Annotated in this window: 20 protein-coding genes; 11 read left to right on the forward strand and 9 right to left on the reverse strand. The window is 29.8% G+C overall.

Going from position 1 to position 18,377, the window contains the following annotated elements:
* Positions 1-325 precede the first annotated feature (325 nt).
* Both Q9969_RS11285 and Q9969_RS11290 read right to left on the reverse strand, forming a co-directional pair.
* Positions 326-547 carry a hypothetical protein gene (locus Q9969_RS11285; RefSeq protein WP_305557793.1) on the reverse strand — a complete coding sequence of 74 codons (222 nt, stop codon included), beginning with the start codon at positions 545-547 and terminating at the stop codon, positions 326-328.
* Positions 548-605: 58 nt separating this feature from the next.
* Positions 606-1,520: a hypothetical protein gene (locus Q9969_RS11290; RefSeq protein ID WP_305557795.1), complete on the reverse strand. Its 915-nt coding sequence runs from the start codon at positions 1,518-1,520 to the stop codon at positions 606-608.
* A 1,855-nt stretch (positions 1,521-3,375) separates the two neighbouring features.
* On the opposite strand from Q9969_RS11290, the gene Q9969_RS11295 reads away from it, so the two are divergent.
* Together Q9969_RS11295 and Q9969_RS11300 are read left to right on the forward strand one after the other, a co-directional pair.
* Positions 3,376-4,308, forward strand: coding sequence for a type II secretion system F family protein (locus Q9969_RS11295; protein ID WP_305557797.1), 933 nt, complete (start codon positions 3,376-3,378; stop codon positions 4,306-4,308).
* The gene (locus Q9969_RS11300) at positions 4,301-4,483 is read left to right on the forward strand and encodes a class III signal peptide-containing protein (protein ID WP_305557799.1); all 183 of its coding nucleotides are present in this window, start codon (positions 4,301-4,303) and stop codon (positions 4,481-4,483) included. The genes Q9969_RS11295 and Q9969_RS11300 overlap by 8 nt, the downstream gene beginning before the upstream one ends.
* An 8-nt stretch (positions 4,484-4,491) precedes the next feature.
* Here Q9969_RS11300 and Q9969_RS11305 read toward each other — a convergent pair whose 3' ends face one another.
* Complete coding sequence (locus Q9969_RS11305; protein WP_305557801.1) at positions 4,492-5,052, reverse strand: TMEM175 family protein; 561 nt, start codon at positions 5,050-5,052, stop codon at positions 4,492-4,494.
* Positions 5,042-5,620: a TMEM175 family protein gene (locus Q9969_RS11310; RefSeq protein ID WP_305514731.1), complete on the reverse strand. Its 579-nt coding sequence runs from the start codon at positions 5,618-5,620 to the stop codon at positions 5,042-5,044. The genes Q9969_RS11305 and Q9969_RS11310 overlap by 11 nt, the downstream gene beginning before the upstream one ends.
* Positions 5,621-5,669: 49 nt before the next feature.
* Between Q9969_RS11310 and Q9969_RS11315 the strand changes: the two genes are divergently transcribed.
* The gene (locus tag Q9969_RS11315) at positions 5,670-7,082 is read left to right on the forward strand and encodes a lactaldehyde dehydrogenase (protein ID WP_305557803.1); all 1,413 of its coding nucleotides are present in this window, start codon (positions 5,670-5,672) and stop codon (positions 7,080-7,082) included.
* A 13-nt stretch (positions 7,083-7,095) separates the two neighbouring features.
* Here Q9969_RS11315 and Q9969_RS11320 read toward each other — a convergent pair whose 3' ends face one another.
* Entirely contained in the window at positions 7,096-7,818 is a 723-nt protein-coding gene (locus tag Q9969_RS11320) for a tRNA-binding protein (protein WP_305557805.1), read from the reverse strand.
* A gap of 604 nt (positions 7,819-8,422) precedes the next feature.
* Here Q9969_RS11320 and Q9969_RS11325 point away from each other — a divergent pair.
* The 8 genes from Q9969_RS11325 to Q9969_RS11360 all read left to right on the forward strand — a co-directional run bounded on the left by Q9969_RS11325 (position 8,423) and on the right by Q9969_RS11360 (position 14,344).
* Positions 8,423-8,650: a hypothetical protein gene (locus tag Q9969_RS11325; protein WP_305557807.1), complete on the forward strand. Its 228-nt coding sequence runs from the start codon at positions 8,423-8,425 to the stop codon at positions 8,648-8,650.
* Between the two features lie 407 nt (positions 8,651-9,057).
* Positions 9,058-9,444: a hypothetical protein gene (locus Q9969_RS11330; protein ID WP_305557809.1), complete on the forward strand. Its 387-nt coding sequence runs from the start codon at positions 9,058-9,060 to the stop codon at positions 9,442-9,444.
* Entirely contained in the window at positions 9,422-10,045 is a 624-nt protein-coding gene (locus Q9969_RS11335; protein WP_305557811.1) for a hypothetical protein, read from the forward strand. Before Q9969_RS11330 ends, Q9969_RS11335 begins: the two co-directional genes overlap by 23 nt.
* A 610-nt stretch (positions 10,046-10,655) precedes the next feature.
* Positions 10,656-11,234 (forward strand): hypothetical protein, encoded by a 579-nt coding sequence (locus tag Q9969_RS11340; protein WP_305557813.1) that lies wholly within the window; start codon positions 10,656-10,658, stop codon positions 11,232-11,234.
* Positions 11,231-11,833 carry a tyrosine-type recombinase/integrase gene (locus Q9969_RS11345; RefSeq protein ID WP_305557815.1) on the forward strand — a complete coding sequence of 201 codons (603 nt, stop codon included), beginning with the start codon at positions 11,231-11,233 and terminating at the stop codon, positions 11,831-11,833. Before Q9969_RS11340 ends, Q9969_RS11345 begins: the two co-directional genes overlap by 4 nt.
* Positions 11,834-11,864: 31 nt before the next feature.
* Entirely contained in the window at positions 11,865-12,683 is an 819-nt protein-coding gene (locus tag Q9969_RS11350) for a hypothetical protein (protein ID WP_305557817.1), read from the forward strand.
* A gap of 29 nt (positions 12,684-12,712) precedes the next feature.
* The gene (locus tag Q9969_RS11355; protein WP_305557819.1) at positions 12,713-13,672 is read left to right on the forward strand and encodes an ATP-binding protein; all 960 of its coding nucleotides are present in this window, start codon (positions 12,713-12,715) and stop codon (positions 13,670-13,672) included.
* A gap of 219 nt (positions 13,673-13,891) precedes the next feature.
* Positions 13,892-14,344 carry a hypothetical protein gene (locus Q9969_RS11360; protein ID WP_305557821.1) on the forward strand — a complete coding sequence of 151 codons (453 nt, stop codon included), beginning with the start codon at positions 13,892-13,894 and terminating at the stop codon, positions 14,342-14,344.
* Between the two features lie 1,309 nt (positions 14,345-15,653).
* Here Q9969_RS11360 and Q9969_RS11365 read toward each other — a convergent pair.
* The 4 genes from Q9969_RS11365 to Q9969_RS11380 all read right to left on the reverse strand — a co-directional run bounded on the left by Q9969_RS11365 (position 15,654) and on the right by Q9969_RS11380 (position 18,340).
* Positions 15,654-16,205 (reverse strand): ATP-binding protein, encoded by a 552-nt coding sequence (locus Q9969_RS11365; RefSeq protein ID WP_342766078.1) that lies wholly within the window; start codon positions 16,203-16,205, stop codon positions 15,654-15,656.
* Positions 16,154-16,696 (reverse strand): hypothetical protein, encoded by a 543-nt coding sequence (locus Q9969_RS11370; protein WP_305557823.1) that lies wholly within the window; start codon positions 16,694-16,696, stop codon positions 16,154-16,156. Before Q9969_RS11370 ends, Q9969_RS11365 begins: the two co-directional genes overlap by 52 nt.
* The gene (locus Q9969_RS11375; protein ID WP_305557825.1) at positions 16,645-17,019 is read right to left on the reverse strand and encodes a DUF4062 domain-containing protein; all 375 of its coding nucleotides are present in this window, start codon (positions 17,017-17,019) and stop codon (positions 16,645-16,647) included. Before Q9969_RS11375 ends, Q9969_RS11370 begins: the two co-directional genes overlap by 52 nt.
* A 124-nt stretch (positions 17,020-17,143) precedes the next feature.
* Positions 17,144-18,340 carry a hypothetical protein gene (locus Q9969_RS11380; protein ID WP_305557827.1) on the reverse strand — a complete coding sequence of 399 codons (1,197 nt, stop codon included), beginning with the start codon at positions 18,338-18,340 and terminating at the stop codon, positions 17,144-17,146.
* Positions 18,341-18,377: the final 37 nt, after the last annotated feature.

Below are 18,377 nucleotides of genomic sequence, written 5' to 3' on the forward strand. Positions count from 1 at the left end.
AAAAAAATCACACAAGTTTTTGAAAGAGCCATTATGAACTAAAACTTATTATAAAAATAGTGTAAAAAAATAATTAAATACTCATTGTTTATCTTTGTGATAAAAATCTAAAAAGATAATCAAATTTTCATTCTTATTAAAATAATAAGATAACCTATAAGGTTTAACATAAACTTCTCTAGTTCCTTTACGGACATTACGCATAGGTTTACCAACTAAAGGATTTTCAATAATTTTCTTAATTTGTTTTTTGACCTTATTTTCATTGATTGATCCAATTTGCTAATTATCTTTTTAAAATTATCATCACAATCAACAATGTATTCTACCATGAGTCCAACTCTTTTAAAAATTGACTTGCAGATACTCCTTTAACACCTCTACTTTCAACACGCTCTAATGCTTCAGCAGTCCTTTTCTCAAAAATCAAATCTTCATCAACATCATGAACAATATTCAATGCTTCTCTAGCTTTAACTATCCCATAATCACTAGGAATATCATTTTCAACCATTATACTGTTTTTAGGCCTCAATATATTTTCCATAAAAACCACCTTAGAACTACATTAATAAATTTATCATTATTTTAATTTAAATTTTATGTTATAAATTTTTTCTATCGAAAAATTGAGGATTTAAATCTGCATTAAAATAATGTTTTCGTTTAGTCCAAATAAACCCATCGCCTTTAGTAATTATTGCAACATCAACATCTCCTCCAACAGTTTCAAGATCTGGTTGAACTTTTCGTTTAAGGGAGGTTACTTTAATTAATGATTCACAAAGATTACTCAATTCATCAAAGGGCAAAGCACCAATAGACTTAAAAATTGGTATCAAATTTTTTCCCTTTACTTCGTCTATAAAATTATTAAATTTTATAGGTAATACTTTATTTTTAGCGTTAAATGTGTTTATTTCATTGAATATTTCATTTTTAGAATTTTCATCAATATTATTATTAGCATTGATAAACAAATTAAAAATACGCTGAATAAAATCTTCTTCTTTATCAGTATACTTAAATTGAGAACATAAATTTTTAAATTCTATTTTAGCTTTTTCAATGTGTTCTGATGGAATATTGTCCTGAACTATTTTAATAGAATCAAGTGGAAGCATAACATTCATTAATCTATTAAAAAAATCATTTTTACCAAAAGTATAATACTCATTTGAAACAATATCAATGAATTTCATAAGCTTGTCTTCAAAAGATTCTTTATATGGAGATTTTGAAGGAATTTTTTGCAGATATTTTTCAAATTCTTCTTTAAAATCAATAGTTTTAGTAATATTTTTATCATTAATTTCACTTCTGAATTCTTTTATAATTGTTTCAAAAGGAATATTGAAAAATCTTGCTCCATTGTAGGTCATAATTCCCATAGGGGGATTATTAGATAATATGAACAATTTATTCACACCATTATAAATTTTCCTATTATCAATAGTTATTGCACTATCTGTTGCTAATGCAATTGCATTAGGAGTTAATATCATTATTTCTGATGTCATAATAATCACTTAATTTTAAAATAATATAAAAGTTTTTGTTTAATCTACAAAAACTTATTTCTTTATTAGAATCTCTCTTCCAAATAATCAACCATTTTCATATATTTTTTTTAATTGTTGATAGTCTGTCATTCATTGTTTTTATTTTTGTTTTTTATATAAAATATGTAATAAAATTTTTGAAATATGGAGTAAAAATAAAAGTAAATAAAAATAAACCTTGTAGAAACCCTCTTCTAAAAAACTTGTATGGCTCTGTAAATGTTATATAATACATCTTTGAGTTTTGTTTCTTTATTCTGTAGTCTTGTACTTCTACTAAAATTAACGCCATTAAATCCTTCTTTTTATTACGGAAATCACGCTTTCAACATTCATTCTTCGTGCATAGACATCATGCCAGAAGATTGTAGCACTATTTAATCTATAATGTCCCTGTTGTCGCACCTTTTTTTTAATGGTATTTGGTCGAATGCTCCTACTTCTTCATTTTATGCATTTTTCTTATTTCTTCGGAAATCATATGGCTTTGTCTGCTAGTATGTAATAGGGGGTTTGTATGGTATTAATTGTCTAATTGAAGGTAATGCGAATTGTGTATCATGTTTTGGACTTTTATTTGCTGCGTAATTTTAGGATCATTCGTGTGTCAACATTTGATTGCAATATTGGTTTTTAATGTAAGCTTTTTCGTGATTTGCCTATTATTATGTGCATAATAATTTTATCAGCATAGTCGCTTGTGTGTCCTGTTTCCTCCAATGGCAACTAATTTTACATTCTGATGGATGCATAAAAATTAATTAAGTCATTTAAATCTTTTAATTATGGTGTCTGACATTCTTTACAAAGAATTTTTTGAATAGTTGTGAAGTGTGGTAGCTTATTAAGACCTAGGAATTTTCTTATTTTATCCATAAGTTCCGAACATTCAATTATTTCGCGATAGGTTGTCTTTAAATAGGTTTTCATTGCTAAAATAGTGAATAATTGCGGGCTGATTGTACATAATAAATTGCCTGTAATCACAGGAAATACTTTGGAAAAATCCATTTGGAAATAGTTATAGGTTAATTCAACAAAATTTAACAGCATATTTTTCATGGTTAGCAATGGAAAATAGTTTTTTCTTCTTGAGTTTCATTTGTTAATTTTAAGTCCAAAATTCGAAAGGTTTAACTGTCTTGAATTCAAATAATAATATGGAAAATATTTTATTTTTGTCTTCATATTAATATATATTCTCCATTTTACTATATATAGTTATTTATCGCATTATTTGAATAGTAGTAAGTTATATTTCAAGTGTAAAAAAATTAAAGCAATTAAATCGCTTAAAATCAAAATCTAAGCATTTTTGGAAAAATTTTTTTGCTAAGTACATGTTCAAGTGAAAAATAATAATGAATGAAAAACATGTTAAAATTAAAAATAAAGAATCTATATGGCTTATTTAGACAAAACAACTAAATAAATTCGATGTTACCATAAATTTTGATATGGTTTCTACAAGGTTTAAAAATATACTTTTTTATTATATCAATTATATAAAACAAATAATATACCAACTGAAATATCACAACCTTATCCACAATTTAATTAACCTGCCAAATCTAAACTATAGTATAGAAAGGTTGAGAGAGAAAGCACAAAAGCAACTGATATTTAGAGTGATAATGATAATAATTAAAAAATTTCATCAGGAAAACCTTAAGTTTCTAGAAATGGAGCAATTCAAATAGTTTAAAAAAGGGTTTCTACAAGGTTTTATTTTCAATTAATATTGTTTTCATTTCCTGAAATTGCTTTTAAAACTCACTAATACTTTAAATATTTTAAAGCTTAATATATTTTCATGAAATTAAAAACAATAGATTATTTGGTAGGAATTATTGACAATATTGTTTCAGATAAATATTTATCAAAATTACAGGAATTTTTACTTAGTGGAGCTATTTTTACAGATGCATCGCAAGTTTTAGTCATGATTATAATTTTTATTTCACTTTCAGATTTAATCTTAGCATTTTCAATCTTGATGTTTAATCTGCCGGAATCTACATTAGTCTTACCGTTATTTGTAATTCCCGGACTTTTCACATATGTTATTGTAAAACAAGAGAGAAGAGCTCAAGAAATCGAAAAAACCGCTCCTGACTTTTTAAGACAACTTTCAAGCATGTTACAAGTTGGACTTAGCTTTGAAAATGCAATGGAAGATATGTCACAGTATGGAGAGGGACCAATGTATGATGAAATGCGTAGGACGATTATTGAAATCAGAATGGGTAGGAATTTTGATGAAGCTTGGAGAGCAATGAGTAAACGTTTAAAATCTCGTGAAATAGAGAGGGTCTTTGAGATTATCCTGGATGCAAGAAAAAGCGGATCTAGTATTACAAATGTTTTGTCAGATGTTTCAGATGATTTAAGAGAGCTACTTGCACTTAAACGGGAAAGAAAATCTGCAGTAATGATGTCGGTCATGTTTTTGATAATCTCAGCAATTATTGCAACTCCTTTTGCAATAGGTATGGTTAGTGTTTATGCAGGGTTTATGGAAATCTATGGAATGCAGTCAAATATTGTTTTAACGGCTCCAATTGTTGGCCAAATCTATTTAATCATACATTCTGTTTTAGTTGCATTTATAATTAGTATTATCATGTATGGGGAGCTTAAAAAAGGAATTAAATTTTCACTGCCACTGGCTGTCGCATCATTTTCAATATTTTATTTTATCTCTAATTTTGGTGGAAGTTTACTTATGGGGGGTTTATATGGATAATAAAGGTCAAACATCAGCAGAATTTATTTTACTGTTTGGTGGTATAATGGTTGTGGTTTTACTTGCAATTTACATGTATAAACATTATTTAAATGATTTAAATGGTGTAATCGCATCAAAAGAAGTCGATGAATTCAATTATCAGTTAAATGATCTTGGAAGATATTTTAAATGAGGAATTGTTTAATGATGTTTGCCAAATATCCAAAGTGAAATGATTGAAAGTAAACAACACAGGGTGATTGCTGGAGGATAGGCAAGATAACCTATAATCATTCCAATTATCACTAAAACAATATTAATAACCAACACATAATCTTTTTCAAGTGACAATATAAGTGCAACATTTCCAGGATCCGAGTCTTTAAGTAATTTTGAAATGAGTTTTGTAAGAATTGAAGTTATAATAAAACAGAATCCATAAATGAACTGTGAAAAAAAGTTATAAAAATTTTCCGCAACAAAAGTAGTCATGTAAGGGAGTAATGAAAATACAAATAATGTAATCCCCATGGTCCAAATAACTTTTGAGTTAATTTTATAAACAACACTAAATAAATTATTGTTGAAATTCCAAAAATTAAAACAAACAATGAAACTGATAATATAAATTATGAACTCGTATCTTAAATTAAATAACGCCTCCCAACTGCCGTTTGAAGCCATTGGAATTTCTAAAACAATGATTGTTATGATAATTGCTAAAATAGCATCAACTAATGCTTCAAACCTTTCAGTTTCCATTTTCATGCCTCCTTAGAGCTTTTTCAATAACTATCCATAAAATCACCGATAAAAGACAAGAGATATAAATTCCCGGGGTATAAACAGTATATGTCAAAATAAAACCTATAATTAGAATGATCACCGGAAACTGATTGAATAAGTGGATAAAATTTTTTTCTTGGATTTCACTGTAAGGATTTGTTTTTGAAATAGTCCAAGTAGAAAGAGTATAAAAAATGTGGGTTACAATAAATAACAGTCCAAACATTGTCTCGGCAGGAATTGAATAAATATTATAAGCTAACCAAAGTGTAAAATAAGGAATTAGGGAAATAACAAAAGTTAATGCTCCATAAAGCCATAATGTTTTATTGTCAATATGGTCCACTAAGCGAAATATCTCATGATTGGAGTACCAAATGTTGTATAATACTAAAAAACTAATAAAATAAGCAACATAAATTTTTTGCAGTTCTAAAAGACCGCTCAAAGTTGGGGTTGTTGGTTGGGGGATTTTTAAAACTAAAACTGTAATAATAATTGCAATTATTGCATCAAAAAATGTTTCAAATCTACTAGTTTCCATACTGCAATATTTAAGTTTTAAACTATAAATTATTAACTAAGGTGATATGATGGACATGTTAATAGGTGGAAAAAATATATCTAGTGAAGATGTACTTGAAGTTAAAAATCCATATGACGGTGATGTAATAGATACAATCCCAATTGCACACAGACAAACTGCAGATTTAGCAATCAGTTGTGCAAATATTGCTAAATATGAATTAATTGAAATGTCCGCTTTTAAAGTATCAAATAAATTATTCAATGTTGTTGAGAAGTTAAAAGATAAACGTGAAGATTTTGCTAAATTGTTAACTTTAGAAGTTGGAAAACCAATAAATGAATCCTTAAGTGAAATGGATAGGTCGATTGAAACTCTTAAACTTGCTGCTGAAGAAGCAAAAAGAATTTATGGGGAAAGCGTACCTTTGGATGCAGGATTAAATGGTAAAGGATTTTTTGCATTTACACAAAAGCTACCATTGGGGGTAGTTGCTGCAATAACTCCATTTAACTATCCGTTAAACTTAACAATCCATAAAATTGCACCGGCTATTGCATGTAAAAATACTGTGATTGTAAAACCGCCAACAGAAGCACCATTGACAGTAATGAAATTCTGCGAATTATTAAATGAGGAATTTCCAGACGGTGTTGTAAACACAATCACAGGATTTGGTTCTGAAATTGGGGATTATTTAGTTTGCTCTGAAGGTGTTGATAAAATCTCATTTACTGGAAGTGTAACAACTGGAATAATGATTTCACAAAAAGCAGGAATGAAGAAATTAACTTTGGAATTAGGTGGAAATGACCCAATGATTGTCTTGAAAGATGGAAATATTGATAACGCTGTAAAAGGCATAATAAATGGAGCATTTTTAAATGCAGGTCAGGTATGTATGGGAGTTAAAAGAATAATTGTTGAAGAGGGCATTGCCGATGAGTTTTGTGAAAGATTAGTTAGTGCAACTGAAAAACTAGTCATGGGTGACCCATTAGATAAAACCACCACTCTTGGAACATTAATCAATGAAAATGCAGCTAGACAAGTTGAAGAAACAGTTAATAATGCTGTAAGTGAAGGGGCTAAAATATTGACTGGAGGTAAAAGGGATGGAGCATTTTATCAGGCTACTGTAATTGATAATGTTAAAACAGATATGGATTTGGTTGTAAATGAAACCTTTGGGCCTGTTGCACCAATAATTCGTGTTGGAGATATTGATGAAGCGATCAATGTTGCAAATGATACTGAATATGGTCTTCAAGCAGGAGTATTTACCTCAGATTATTCCTCAGCAATGAGATGCGCTCAGGAAATTGAAGCGGGAACAGTATTCATAAATAAACAATCCACATTCAGAACAGACAACATGCCATTTGGCGGATTTAAAAATAGTGGTGTTGGAAAAGAAGGAATAAAATATGCTGTAGAAGAAATGACTAAAACAAAATTAATAGGATTAAATTTAAGGTAATTTGATCCTTAATTCATTTTAAATAATTTTCAACAAGATTACGTGTTTCATTTAATGATTCCATTGGAATATTTTTCGGTATTTGTCCAAGTTCACCTTCAACTTCTTTTAAAATATTACCATTCATTCCAAGAAACATTCCTTCACTAACAATATCACTAAAGGCTTGTGGCGGCAACAAGGATACTCCTACTTTGTTATCATCTTTAACATTCATATCATTTGTTACAACAGTAATTGCTCTTTTTCCAAGATTTACATTACAAAGCATTAAGTCTTCATTTTTCGGATGTTGTGTAACACTCATAACTTCCCCAACTTTAATGTCAACTCCAAGAATAGGGTCATTAATAGATCCTAAGGATAGCCTATCTTTTAGGCCAATAATGGAATCTAAGAAAAATCTTACTTTTGCAATATTTTCTTGGGTTTTTTCACGATCTTCTTTAGGCGTATTTCTTAAGAATTTTTTATTCCAATCATCTCCTCCTAAATATTCGATAATCATTAAGGCTTTTTTATTTAAGGCAGCAACATCTGGTGAATTTACCAATTCATCCCCCTCAAGGTAAGAATAAGTTAATGATTGGAAATCACTATTCATTTGTTTTCCCATATCAATTGCTTGTTTTTTATTCCAACTTCCTCTAAAAGAGGCTGTTGGAATAAGGTTTAAATAATTTTCTCTTGCTTTGCTTGCTACTAAAATTCTATAATCTTTTGTTGTATCCCACATTTAAAGCCCTCTTTAATGTCTATTTTATATTTTTATTTTGTAATCTAATAAATTTTTTGCAAATTCTTTTTGGGTTATTTTTCTTTCTCTAATGAATCCATTATCTTTGATAATATATTTTTTCGACACAAAACAATCAAATATTTTAAAAAATTATGTGATGAACATATCAAAAGAATAGACCATTTCGCTCCAATTAGATTAATTGGTGTTTAAAAACATTAATATCAGAAAAAAAGTTTTTAATGGAAACTTTGTCCAAGTGAAATCATACAAGTTTTTGAAAGAGCCAATACTATCTTCATAAGTAACTTTAAATATAATATACGCTAAATATTATTTAATTAAAGATTGACAATAAATAACAAATTCATTTTAAAAAATAAATATAATAAACACCAATCAAAATCAACAAATAAATAATATTATAATAATGACAAAATAAACCTAAAAAATCAAATTCTTAAATCGAAGACATTGTATTTTAATACAAAAATTTTAAGTCTAGGAACACATAAAGTTATCATAAGTTCTGCAAACAACAAATACACAATATCTTATACCAGAAATATAAAAATAATAAAATAAAAGGAGGAATATAGTAATGAATAAAATATTAATATCAATGTCATTATTAATTATTTTGATATTCAGCATAGGATTAGTATCAGCTGATGAAAACTTCAATGATACAATAGTAGAATACAATACAAATGCTCCAAATCTTTCTTATCCATCTAATATAGATAATGCTCCTTTGGAAAAAACAGGTGGAGTAGTTAGACATGTAATGGAAGCACTTTTGAAGATATTCAAAAAACAATTAACATAGCAAATGATGATGACACTATTGTTCTTAATGGAACTTATAAAAGCACTGGTCATCAAATCGTTGTTAATAAAAGCATAACAATCACAAGTGAAAATGGGTACAGTACTTTAGATGCTAATAAAAAATATAGGGCATTATACATACTTTCTGACAATGTAGTACTAAAAAACTTAATAATAATAAATGGGAAAGTAGATGGTAATGGTGGATCTATTTTTAACTTTGAAAGTGGACCTGGTAGTGCCATATATTGGAAAGGTAATAATGGAACTATAATCACTTCATCAATATATAATAACGAATTTCATAGTTCGGGTTATGGTGGAAGTAGTGCTATTTATTGGGAAGGAGCAAATGGAACTATTCATAATACCTCCTTCTTCAATAACATAGGATATCATGAGATATTGGGAGCTGCTTCTTATTATAAGTTTTTGGAAGGTGTTGTTCATGGAGTTTATACTGGAGATTTATATGAGACTAATTCCTATGAAGTTTCTAATTTTCATCGTGTTGTTGCGAACTCTAAAGGACATTTAACTGCTAATAATCTTTACATTGGCTATGGAACACCAGTTAATTTTCTTGTTAAATTTAGTTTAGGAGATATTCCATTTAAAGGAGAAATTGTTAAAGTACACATATTTAAAAAAGGTTATGATAAAGTATATAACTTAACTATTGGTGATAATGGTTATGGTGTTTTAAAATTAGATAACTTAAATGATGGCGTTTACAATGTTGAATTAAGTAGTCATGATAAGGACTATTTTGATAATTACTATTTTAACTGATTATAATTATAGTTATAATTATAGTGCTAATGCGATTATTAAAGTTAATAAAGTTCCAGCATTTTTCAATGTTGATGATTTTAAAACTATATATAATTCAGGAAAATATTTAACTGTTGAACTTAGAGATGTGGAAAATTATTTTAAATCAATTAACAATGTAAAATTAGCATTAAAAGTCAATGGCAAAACATATTATGCAACTGTAAAAAACAATATTGCTAAATTCAATGTATCAAAATGGAAAACCGGAAACTATAAAGCTTATATTAATATTCTAAACAATTATAAAGCACCAACAGAAAAAATTAATATTCAAATCAATAAAATACCCGCAATTGTAAAAACAAATAAAATCACAGCAAAAATCCACAGGGACAAAAAACTAAACATCAAAATAATCAACAAAAAAACCAAAAAACCCGTACCTTTTATCAAAATCAAAGTAAAATGCTTCAATGGAAAAAAAATACAAAACATACACACTAATAACCGACGAAAAAGGACAAACCCACTTATACACTTGCTGTTTAAAAATCGGAACACACAAAGTAGTTATAAAATCAGCAAACCAAAATTATGCAATAAGCAAAACAACTAAAGTTAAAATCATAAAATAAGGATTAAACTTATAATCCGGTTTTGTCAATTTGTTGTTTGGCGAGTTGATTTTAATCTTTTTTTTTGATTTGATTTTTTTTGTTTTTTCTTTGAAAGAGCCATTTATGGGACTGTCAACTTGTTAGGTCTTGAGTGTGTATTTTGTGTTTATTTTTTTATTTTTCATTTTTTTTTGATGGTTTTTGGGTTTTTTAATCAACCCAGTTAATTTAAGAGATAATTTGAAAAATAACCTTGTAGAAACCCTCTTCTAAAAAACTTGTATGGCTCTGTAAATGTTGCAGTTTTAGAAATATATTAAACTTATATGGAAATTTGTAAGAAAAACATTACATTTTCGTGAAATGCGAATACTTTGCAAATGCTCTCACCCAGCACAATATAAATAGAACAAACGGCTATTTCAAAAACTTAGGTGATTTAAATATCTGCAAGTTTTTTATTAAAAATTTTTTCTTAATATTTGGAGTTATTTTTATAATTTAACGCTAATTAATCCATTATTTTGAAAAATTTAAATGAATAGATTAATCGAAAAAATTAGTTATCACACAAGTTTTTGAAAGAGCCGAACAAACAGAAGTGATAGTATGGGTAACAACCAACTTTTAAATGAAATACATTTAGCAAACAACCACGCCCACGCAACAAGAAAATCCTATAAGATGTCAGTGAACATCTACTGTTCATTTTTTGACATGAGCCTGCACGATTTGTTGCAAGAAGCAGAAGAAGAGGAAAGCAAAGGAGTAAAATGGAAATTATCTTCCCTAAAAAGGAGACTGATTGAATTTAGACACTATCTTCTTGAAAATTATGCCTACAATTCTTATGTAAGCATTTTCAATTGCATCATCAACATCTACAGATACTATGACATTGAAATCTACAAACTCCCCAAACTAAACCACAAGGCCATAAAAAAATTCAAACCGCTTAACTTTAAGGACTTGCCTGACAAAGCAGTAATCAGAGAAGCAATAAACATTTGCTCCCCTCTGATGAAAGCTCTGATTCTTTTTATGTGTTCCAGCGGTTGTGCAATTCAGGAAGCAACAAACCTGACCATAAACGATTATCTAAAAAGCATTGATGACTACACTAACAAGAGAGATATCTTCGAAGCTATCAATGATATTAAAGGCCGTGACGATATTGTTCCAACATGAAATATCTGGAGACAAAAAACAATAAGTATTACATCACATACTCCAGTCCCGAATCAGTCACTGCCCTTAATTCCTATTTGATTTCTAGAAATGATCCTATTGACGGCAACTCACGACTATTCAAGTACCATAAACAGTATATGCATAAGAGATTCATTGAAATAAATAATGAATTGGGTCTTGGAACTACAGGTGATAACGGATATAACCGCTTCAGAAGCCACATGCTTCGTAAGTTTCATGCATCTGCCCTATACAATGACGGCATGAGCTTGGACAATGTAAACGATTTGCAGGGCAAATCAAAGAACAAAACAGATGCAGCATATTTCATGATCAATCCCGAAGATTTGAAATATGAATATGTTAAGCATTTACCGGCTATTACAATAAACAAAGAGGTTGAAAAACTGTCCGTCAAATCTCCAGAGTTTGCACAAATGGAAAATGAAAATCAAGAATTAAAATCTGAATTGAATGATCTGAAATCAGAAGTATCCCGTTTAAACAATGTCCAATCACAAATTGATGATGCAGGGCACTGCACAGACATCCAAAGTCAGCATCGATTACAACAAACTGAATTCTTACCTTCTTGAAAAGACAGGCAAGGATTTCTTTGACTTGGAAATGTACAGACACATACCACTTATTGAAGGCGAATACAATAGCAATCCATTTTCAAAGGAATATGTTTCTTTAAAATATGTAAATGTTCCCGAAACCGTTGAACTGCATAATCTGGATGCAACCAATAATCGTGAATGGATCAGCTGCAAGGCAATGGTTAAAAACATCACTGACATACGTGTTGACTTGAAACTGGCAGTATTTGAATGTGTGAAATGCATGTCACAAACAGTTGTAGAAGTATCCCGCAACAAAAACATGATAGTTCCAAGTGAGTGTGAAAATTGCAAAAAAGGAAAAATGAGAATTTCAAAGGAAATAAGTGAATTTAAAAATTTTCGCATTGCCAAACTAGAAGAGCCACTGGAAATGCGAAAAGGAGGAGTGACACGAGAATTTAAAGGGTATATGCAAGATTATCTTGCATCCCCTTACAATAACATTAAAGCAGGTGCCGTAGTTGATTTAACCGGAGAGTTTCTCGTCGAACCATACACAAAAGATGAACTTGAATCCTACGAATTCTTGATTGACATCCACAACATCACACCTATAGATGATGCATTTGAGGATTACCTCTTAACGTCTGCTGATAAGGAAATGATAATTGAATTATCCAAACGACAAGCCATCTATGAGATATTGGTCAATACACTGGCACCTGAAGTCTATGGCTATGAAACAGTCAAGGAAAGTTTACTTCTGCAACTGTTTGAAGGAGCACGACCTAAAGATGACGTATTCAAAACAGACATCATAGATAGGTGGACATCACATATACTTCTTATTGGTGATCTGGAATCGGAAAATCACAACTGATTACAGCAGTCAATAGACGAGCTCCTAAAGTGATTAGCATTTCAGGAACCAACACAAGCCAGGTCGGATTAACCACCAGTGCCGTTAAAGATGAACTGACTGGTGGATGGACAATGGAAGCGGGAGGAGTGATATTAGCCGACAGTGGTTTATTGATAATTGATGAGTTTGACAAGCTTTCACCATCAGCACAGAAAAGCCTGAACGAACCGATGGAACAGCTGAGCATATCATCTGCCAAAGCAGGTATTGTTAAGACAATGAGTGCAAGAACAAGCATACTTGCAGCGGCCAATCCCAAATACTCAAGATTCACTGATTCAAAACCGATTAATGATCAATTGGATATTGCTGAATCAACATTATCCCGATTTGATTTGATATTCGCACTAAGGGATGATATCAGTGAAGCAAAAGACCGTGAACTGGCAAGAACCTTGCTGACTAAAAAGACCAATGAAAATACCTTGGAAAGATTAACTGATGAATGTTTTGAAAAATACATTACCTACATGAAGGCCAACTGCTTTCCTACACTAACAGATGAAGTAATTGAGCTGTTGTCTGAATTTTATGTGGATGTGCGCCAGCAGGCAACTCAAAGCCATGAAGGCAAAGCTATTACAGCACGAGACCTCAAGTCACTGGAAAGGTTAACGATTGCACGTGCAAAATGTGAAGGGCGAACATTAACAACAATAGGTGATGCGGAAGATGCCATCAGAATCTATAAAGAAAGTCTGCATAGCTTAGGCTTGAATTTAACAACAGCAGGTGAAATAGTCGGCGTTAAATCAGATAAGGAGATGGAAATCATATTTGATTTTGAAAGGATGATAAAAGCCAAAGTGGATTTTGAAGGACTGCCCTTGTCAAGTGAAAGTATCCATTCTTTAAAAACGGAATGTGGTTTGATGTGTCATGGAACAAGTCTTGATAAGGAAAGAGTCTTTAGGGAGGCAATGAAGAAAATAGAGAGAATATTTTAAGGTAGCTATTGAAATTATGGTCATACTGCTCCTATGGTCATGATTTCAACTATCTTTCATATATCTTTTTAAAAAAACAGTATTACATTAGGATGTGATTAGTAATAAAAAAATTTGAAAAAAATGACTGGGTGCATAAGCTTAAATCATGACCATATGGTCATGATGCTCCCATAGCTACTATTTCAAGGATTATGAAAAAAATGGAGGTCAAAGATTATGAGAAAGGAAGCTATTAAGTTAAGCATTGATAAAGAGGTACTGGACATAGCCAGACAGGAAATGCCAAACATAAGCAGATTCACAGAAGAATGCATGAGAAAATATCTCGGGATAGGAATCACATTAACCCCTCTGTATAAACAACAGGAACTGCTGGAGACAATAGGTAAATGTCATTTGGAATTGCATTTGATGAATGAACTAGAACACATTGAAGAGATGAAAAGAGAAATGGAACTTGAAAAAATAAACTATGCATGGAGATCAGTCTTCACCCATTACAGAGACACCGGAAGAATAAATGAGGAACTGCTGCAGCATGCGATGAAAGTATTGGACATTGACAGGAAAGATCTAATAGACATAATTGAATTGACATACACTTACTTTCGCCGTGACAGAATCGACACAACAGACTGGCAGAAAGTCTATGAAAAATACGGAAACTAAAATTAGGATAACATGTTTAAATGCGAATGCTACCAAATCATGAAATCTGCAAAAACAAAAATACCTGCGAGTTTCGGATACCATTAAATCCGGAACTCCTACAAATATATCAACAACTGAAATATGAACTAGCAAAATTAAACACCCTGAAACAAAGAAAACAGGAGTACTATCAGATAGCTTACGAAATACAGAATAACATGAGTCAACATTAACGGGAAATTTCAACTAGTGCCAAAAATGAATGTTTTAGGAGATAATATAACCAAACCCGAACACGTTTAAGTTGGATTAAACTATAATGATATCATGTTTGACATACAAGATCAAGAAAGCATAATTCGTGAACTAAGAAGAAAACAACATACTATGTTAAGAACATTGACAAAACTTCTGTGATTTTTTTCAAATTCAATGCCCATATTTTCTCGAACCCGGTTCTATTTGTTCCATATCCAAAAAACTTCACCAAACAAATGCATATAAATGCTTGTCTAGATCAATCAACATTGTTTTCATACGAATTTGAAGTTTAAATACTTAAATATGTTTAGTTTAACTTATCATCCCTCAATTGTATTATATTTTTATGATTACTTATGTAAAATCTTTAATATCATATATTAAACTTAATAGATATTTAAATATTTATAATATAACTAATTTAATTTTTATATTCCAATTCAATATCATATGATTCTCAAATGAGAATATTGCCAGTTAAATCTTTAGTTTGCAATATTCCTGTTGTGAAACATGAGTCATGTTTTTTCATGAATTTATCCTCAAAAACCTAATTTGATTCAAGATTTCACCACACTATGATACAAATAATTGGAATTTTCAAAAAGTAGCCATGACAAATCAAGTTAAAATCAAGATTATCAAACAGCCGACATTCAACACCACCACATAGCTACCACTGATTATTTAATAGCAATGTTAAAAATCTAAATTTTTTCCCATCCAATTGTAGTGAAAAATATTTTATGTGGAAAAGTAGCGGTCCATTTCAGTAGTTTAGTATATAAATGAAATCAATAATTTTTGAAAACATGAAAATCAGGAAATAATAAAAAACTATTATTTGTCCCTTTGTTTTGAAAATAACTAATTTAAATCATGTTATTCTAGCGGTTCATTTTTAAAATTTTTTATGAAACTATAATTTAAATTAAATCTAGATGCAATAATTATAGTATTTAGAGGAATATATTTATTTATTTTAATCATTATTCTATTTATTTTAGGGGGTTCATTTTTTGGCCAAATTATGGATCACCCCATGAAAATAGTGACTCACCACCCATTAAGCAAAAAAGTAATAAGTTTGTTTAATAGTAATTCTTCTAATTAAATTCTTATCAAACATCATATTCAAATCATGTTTTGCAGTAGATTTAGAAATACCATGTTGATTTGCATAAGATTCATATGTAAATTGAGCATCTTCATTTTTCATTTTAAGTAATGCATCAATTTGCCTGTCATTAAGGTTAAACTCTTTAAAGTCTTCTGCGGTTGGATTTTGAGGAAGTATCAGTTTACCGTTTGGTCCTCTTAAAACTACTCTAAAGTAAAATCCATCCTCAAATTCAGGTTCTGGAAGATTGCTTTTTTTCATTTCATTTCTCATACGGGCGATTCCTGTACCGATGTGTTCCATATATTCTGTTGTTTGAAATATTTTACAGATGTTTTCGTTTCTGTGTATCGGGTTTTTTTCAACACCCCAATCTTCAATGGTCATAGGAGAAGGTAGTTTTCCGGGACTAATTATTTCGATTCTGTCATCATATATGTAAAATGTTATGCAGTTCCTTCTAATGTGTAATCCCTGTGAGCTATTGCATTGATGAATGCTTCCCTTACTGCTTTAATTGGATATTCTGGAATTGGTGTTCTTTTCATTCCGGTTACAATTCCACCCATTTTGGTGTTCCTGGAAAAGAAACTGTCGAATTCCTTTATCAATTTGAAAAATGAGCTTTCTGTAAAATGTTTGTCTATTATTTCAAGTCTTTCGGTACCATTGAAGCGGACCATTTTCACTTCATGCTCCAGGTCAAATTTGGACATATCCTTTGCAAAACATAATGCACCTGCTTTGTTGAAATGAAAAACATCATTCTTATCAATTTTACCTGCACCAATATATGCAAGGATTTTATCCAGGCTCCTTTTTCCAAATAGTCCCCGAATGTTATCTTCAACCACATCCAGATAGAGTTCAACAGCCTCTTCATCAACATCATCAATTGAAGAGTTGTATAATGTCTGATTATCATATGCAACACGTGTCAATCTTTTATCGATTGCATCCTGCAGACTATCTTTAACTGCATCCAGCAATTCCTCTTTGGTTGTGAAAGTATCATATTAGTTACTTTTCCAATCCTTTCTAAAAATCTTGTGCTGCCCTCATCTCTTGTTTTGCAGTCTTTGACGAAAAAATATGCATCGTGCTTATCAGCTATGAAAGTGTTGTATTCATATTCAGTTGCTGAAACACCATCATCGTAGATGTTTCCGTAATGTTGGCCAATCAGTCCAATATAAACATCAGCTTCTTCAACTTCATTCAGTAATACTTCATTAGCAGCTTCAGTTTTAGCCCCATCTATTTCAAAAACAAACAGTAAAGGTGTTGCAACATTTAAAGTTAAACTGACCAAAAAAGGAACCTTTAAGACAACCACTAAGTTTGCAGGTGATTCCTACTACACTGCAAAAAGCACTACAAGTAAAATTATCGTAAAATAGCTTAAGTGCTATTTTACATTTATTTTATTTTTTAAATTATAATACCAATCTCATTTCATACTCATCGATTAAGTCCTGTAACAAAATAATATGGGACATATACTCTTCTTTAATAGGCATCTCTTTTTTAACCGCCCTGTAAAATTCTAATTTACTTTCAATAACTCCTGATCCACCACCTATTAATCTTATGCAACTTTTAGGATTTAAAACATTTCTAAAAACCTCAACATCCTGATTTAACTCTAATAATAATTTTAAAAAATAGATATATTCATCAAGAGAATAACATTTATATATAGCTTCAAATATTCTTCTCATATATTTCTTATTATTATGATTTTTTGAAATGAATTCTTTTATAAATTCACATTCTTTAACTCCAATTTTTGAAAGAAATATTGTGAGAGTAGCTAAATAAGAATTATCAATATAATATGAAATAATATCTTCTAATTCTTCATAAGTATAATCCAAGTCCCAAATGAAAGTTAACTTATAATTTTTATTTCTAAGATTTTTATCTTTGACCTCTCCCAATTCTATAGATTCATATCGAAGAGTCTCATCATTAGGTATTGCCCATTGTAAATATTCCTTTAAAAAACATTTGTCAATAGAACACATCACAGACAATTCGTTGAAATTATAATCATAATGAGAATCTATTGTTTTATTATTAAAATAGAATTCTTTTAATAATTCAAAATTATCTTTAAAATATTCATGGTATGATTCGCAGAAATCATAATTAAATCTTATAGGTTTATCTTTTGATTTTTCAATCAATACTTTAGTCATATATTGTATTATGTTAGACGTAGGTAATTTCATATCATCTTTTAGTTTTAAAAACCATTCATTATATTTTAAATATTGATTTAAATCATAGAAAATAAAATTTCCTGTTGCAGGATGAGTCAAATAGTCAATAAAATTTTCAAATAGTTGTGAAGTAATATCTTGCTCAGGAAGTTCTAAGAAAAATTCCCCATTAAGCTTATCTTTTTCAATAGGATCTTTTTCATTTAGCAGATTATAAATTTCTAAAGAAGAAATATTAAGCTCAAATAATTTTTTTATAAAATAAGGCCTATTAAATAATTCAAACTTGTTGTTTTTATAATAATTAGATACATCCTTAAATTCACGAATATCATTATTTATTAAAACAACAAATAATTCATTAGCATATAACAAAACATAATCTTCATTATCTTTTATCTCATCCATTAGCTTAATTAAATCACTTGCACCAAATCTATCTAAA

This window comes from Methanobrevibacter sp. V74 (genome assembly GCF_963082495.1).
In the GTDB taxonomy this organism is placed as follows: Archaea; Methanobacteriota; Methanobacteria; order Methanobacteriales; family Methanobacteriaceae; genus Methanocatella.

Bases quoted from the DNA above. Each gene is read 5' to 3' on its own strand.
- Q9969_RS11285 (WP_305557793.1), bottom strand. From the start codon at position 547: ATGGAAAATATATTGAGGCCTAAAAACAGTATAATGGTTGAAAATGAT.
- Q9969_RS11290 (WP_305557795.1), bottom strand. From the start codon at position 1,520: ATGACATCAGAAATAATGATATTAACTCCTAATGCAATTGCATTAGCA.
- Q9969_RS11295 (WP_305557797.1), top strand. From the start codon at position 3,376: ATGAAATTAAAAACAATAGATTATTTGGTAGGAATTATTGACAATATT.
- Q9969_RS11300 (WP_305557799.1), top strand. From the start codon at position 4,301: ATGGATAATAAAGGTCAAACATCAGCAGAATTTATTTTACTGTTTGGT.
- Q9969_RS11305 (WP_305557801.1), bottom strand. From the start codon at position 5,052: ATGGAAACTGAAAGGTTTGAAGCATTAGTTGATGCTATTTTAGCAATT.
- Q9969_RS11310 (WP_305514731.1), bottom strand. From the start codon at position 5,620: ATGGAAACTAGTAGATTTGAAACATTTTTTGATGCAATAATTGCAATT.
- Q9969_RS11315 (WP_305557803.1), top strand. From the start codon at position 5,670: ATGGACATGTTAATAGGTGGAAAAAATATATCTAGTGAAGATGTACTT.
- Q9969_RS11320 (WP_305557805.1), bottom strand. From the start codon at position 7,818: ATGTGGGATACAACAAAAGATTATAGAATTTTAGTAGCAAGCAAAGCA.
- Q9969_RS11325 (WP_305557807.1), top strand. From the start codon at position 8,423: ATGAATAAAATATTAATATCAATGTCATTATTAATTATTTTGATATTC.
- Q9969_RS11340 (WP_305557813.1), top strand. From the start codon at position 10,656: ATGGGTAACAACCAACTTTTAAATGAAATACATTTAGCAAACAACCAC.
- Q9969_RS11345 (WP_305557815.1), top strand. From the start codon at position 11,231: ATGAAATATCTGGAGACAAAAAACAATAAGTATTACATCACATACTCC.
- Q9969_RS11350 (WP_305557817.1), top strand. From the start codon at position 11,865: ATGTACAGACACATACCACTTATTGAAGGCGAATACAATAGCAATCCA.
- Q9969_RS11360 (WP_305557821.1), top strand. From the start codon at position 13,892: ATGAGAAAGGAAGCTATTAAGTTAAGCATTGATAAAGAGGTACTGGAC.
- Q9969_RS11380 (WP_305557827.1), bottom strand. From the start codon at position 18,340: ATGGATGAGATAAAAGATAATGAAGATTATGTTTTGTTATATGCTAAT.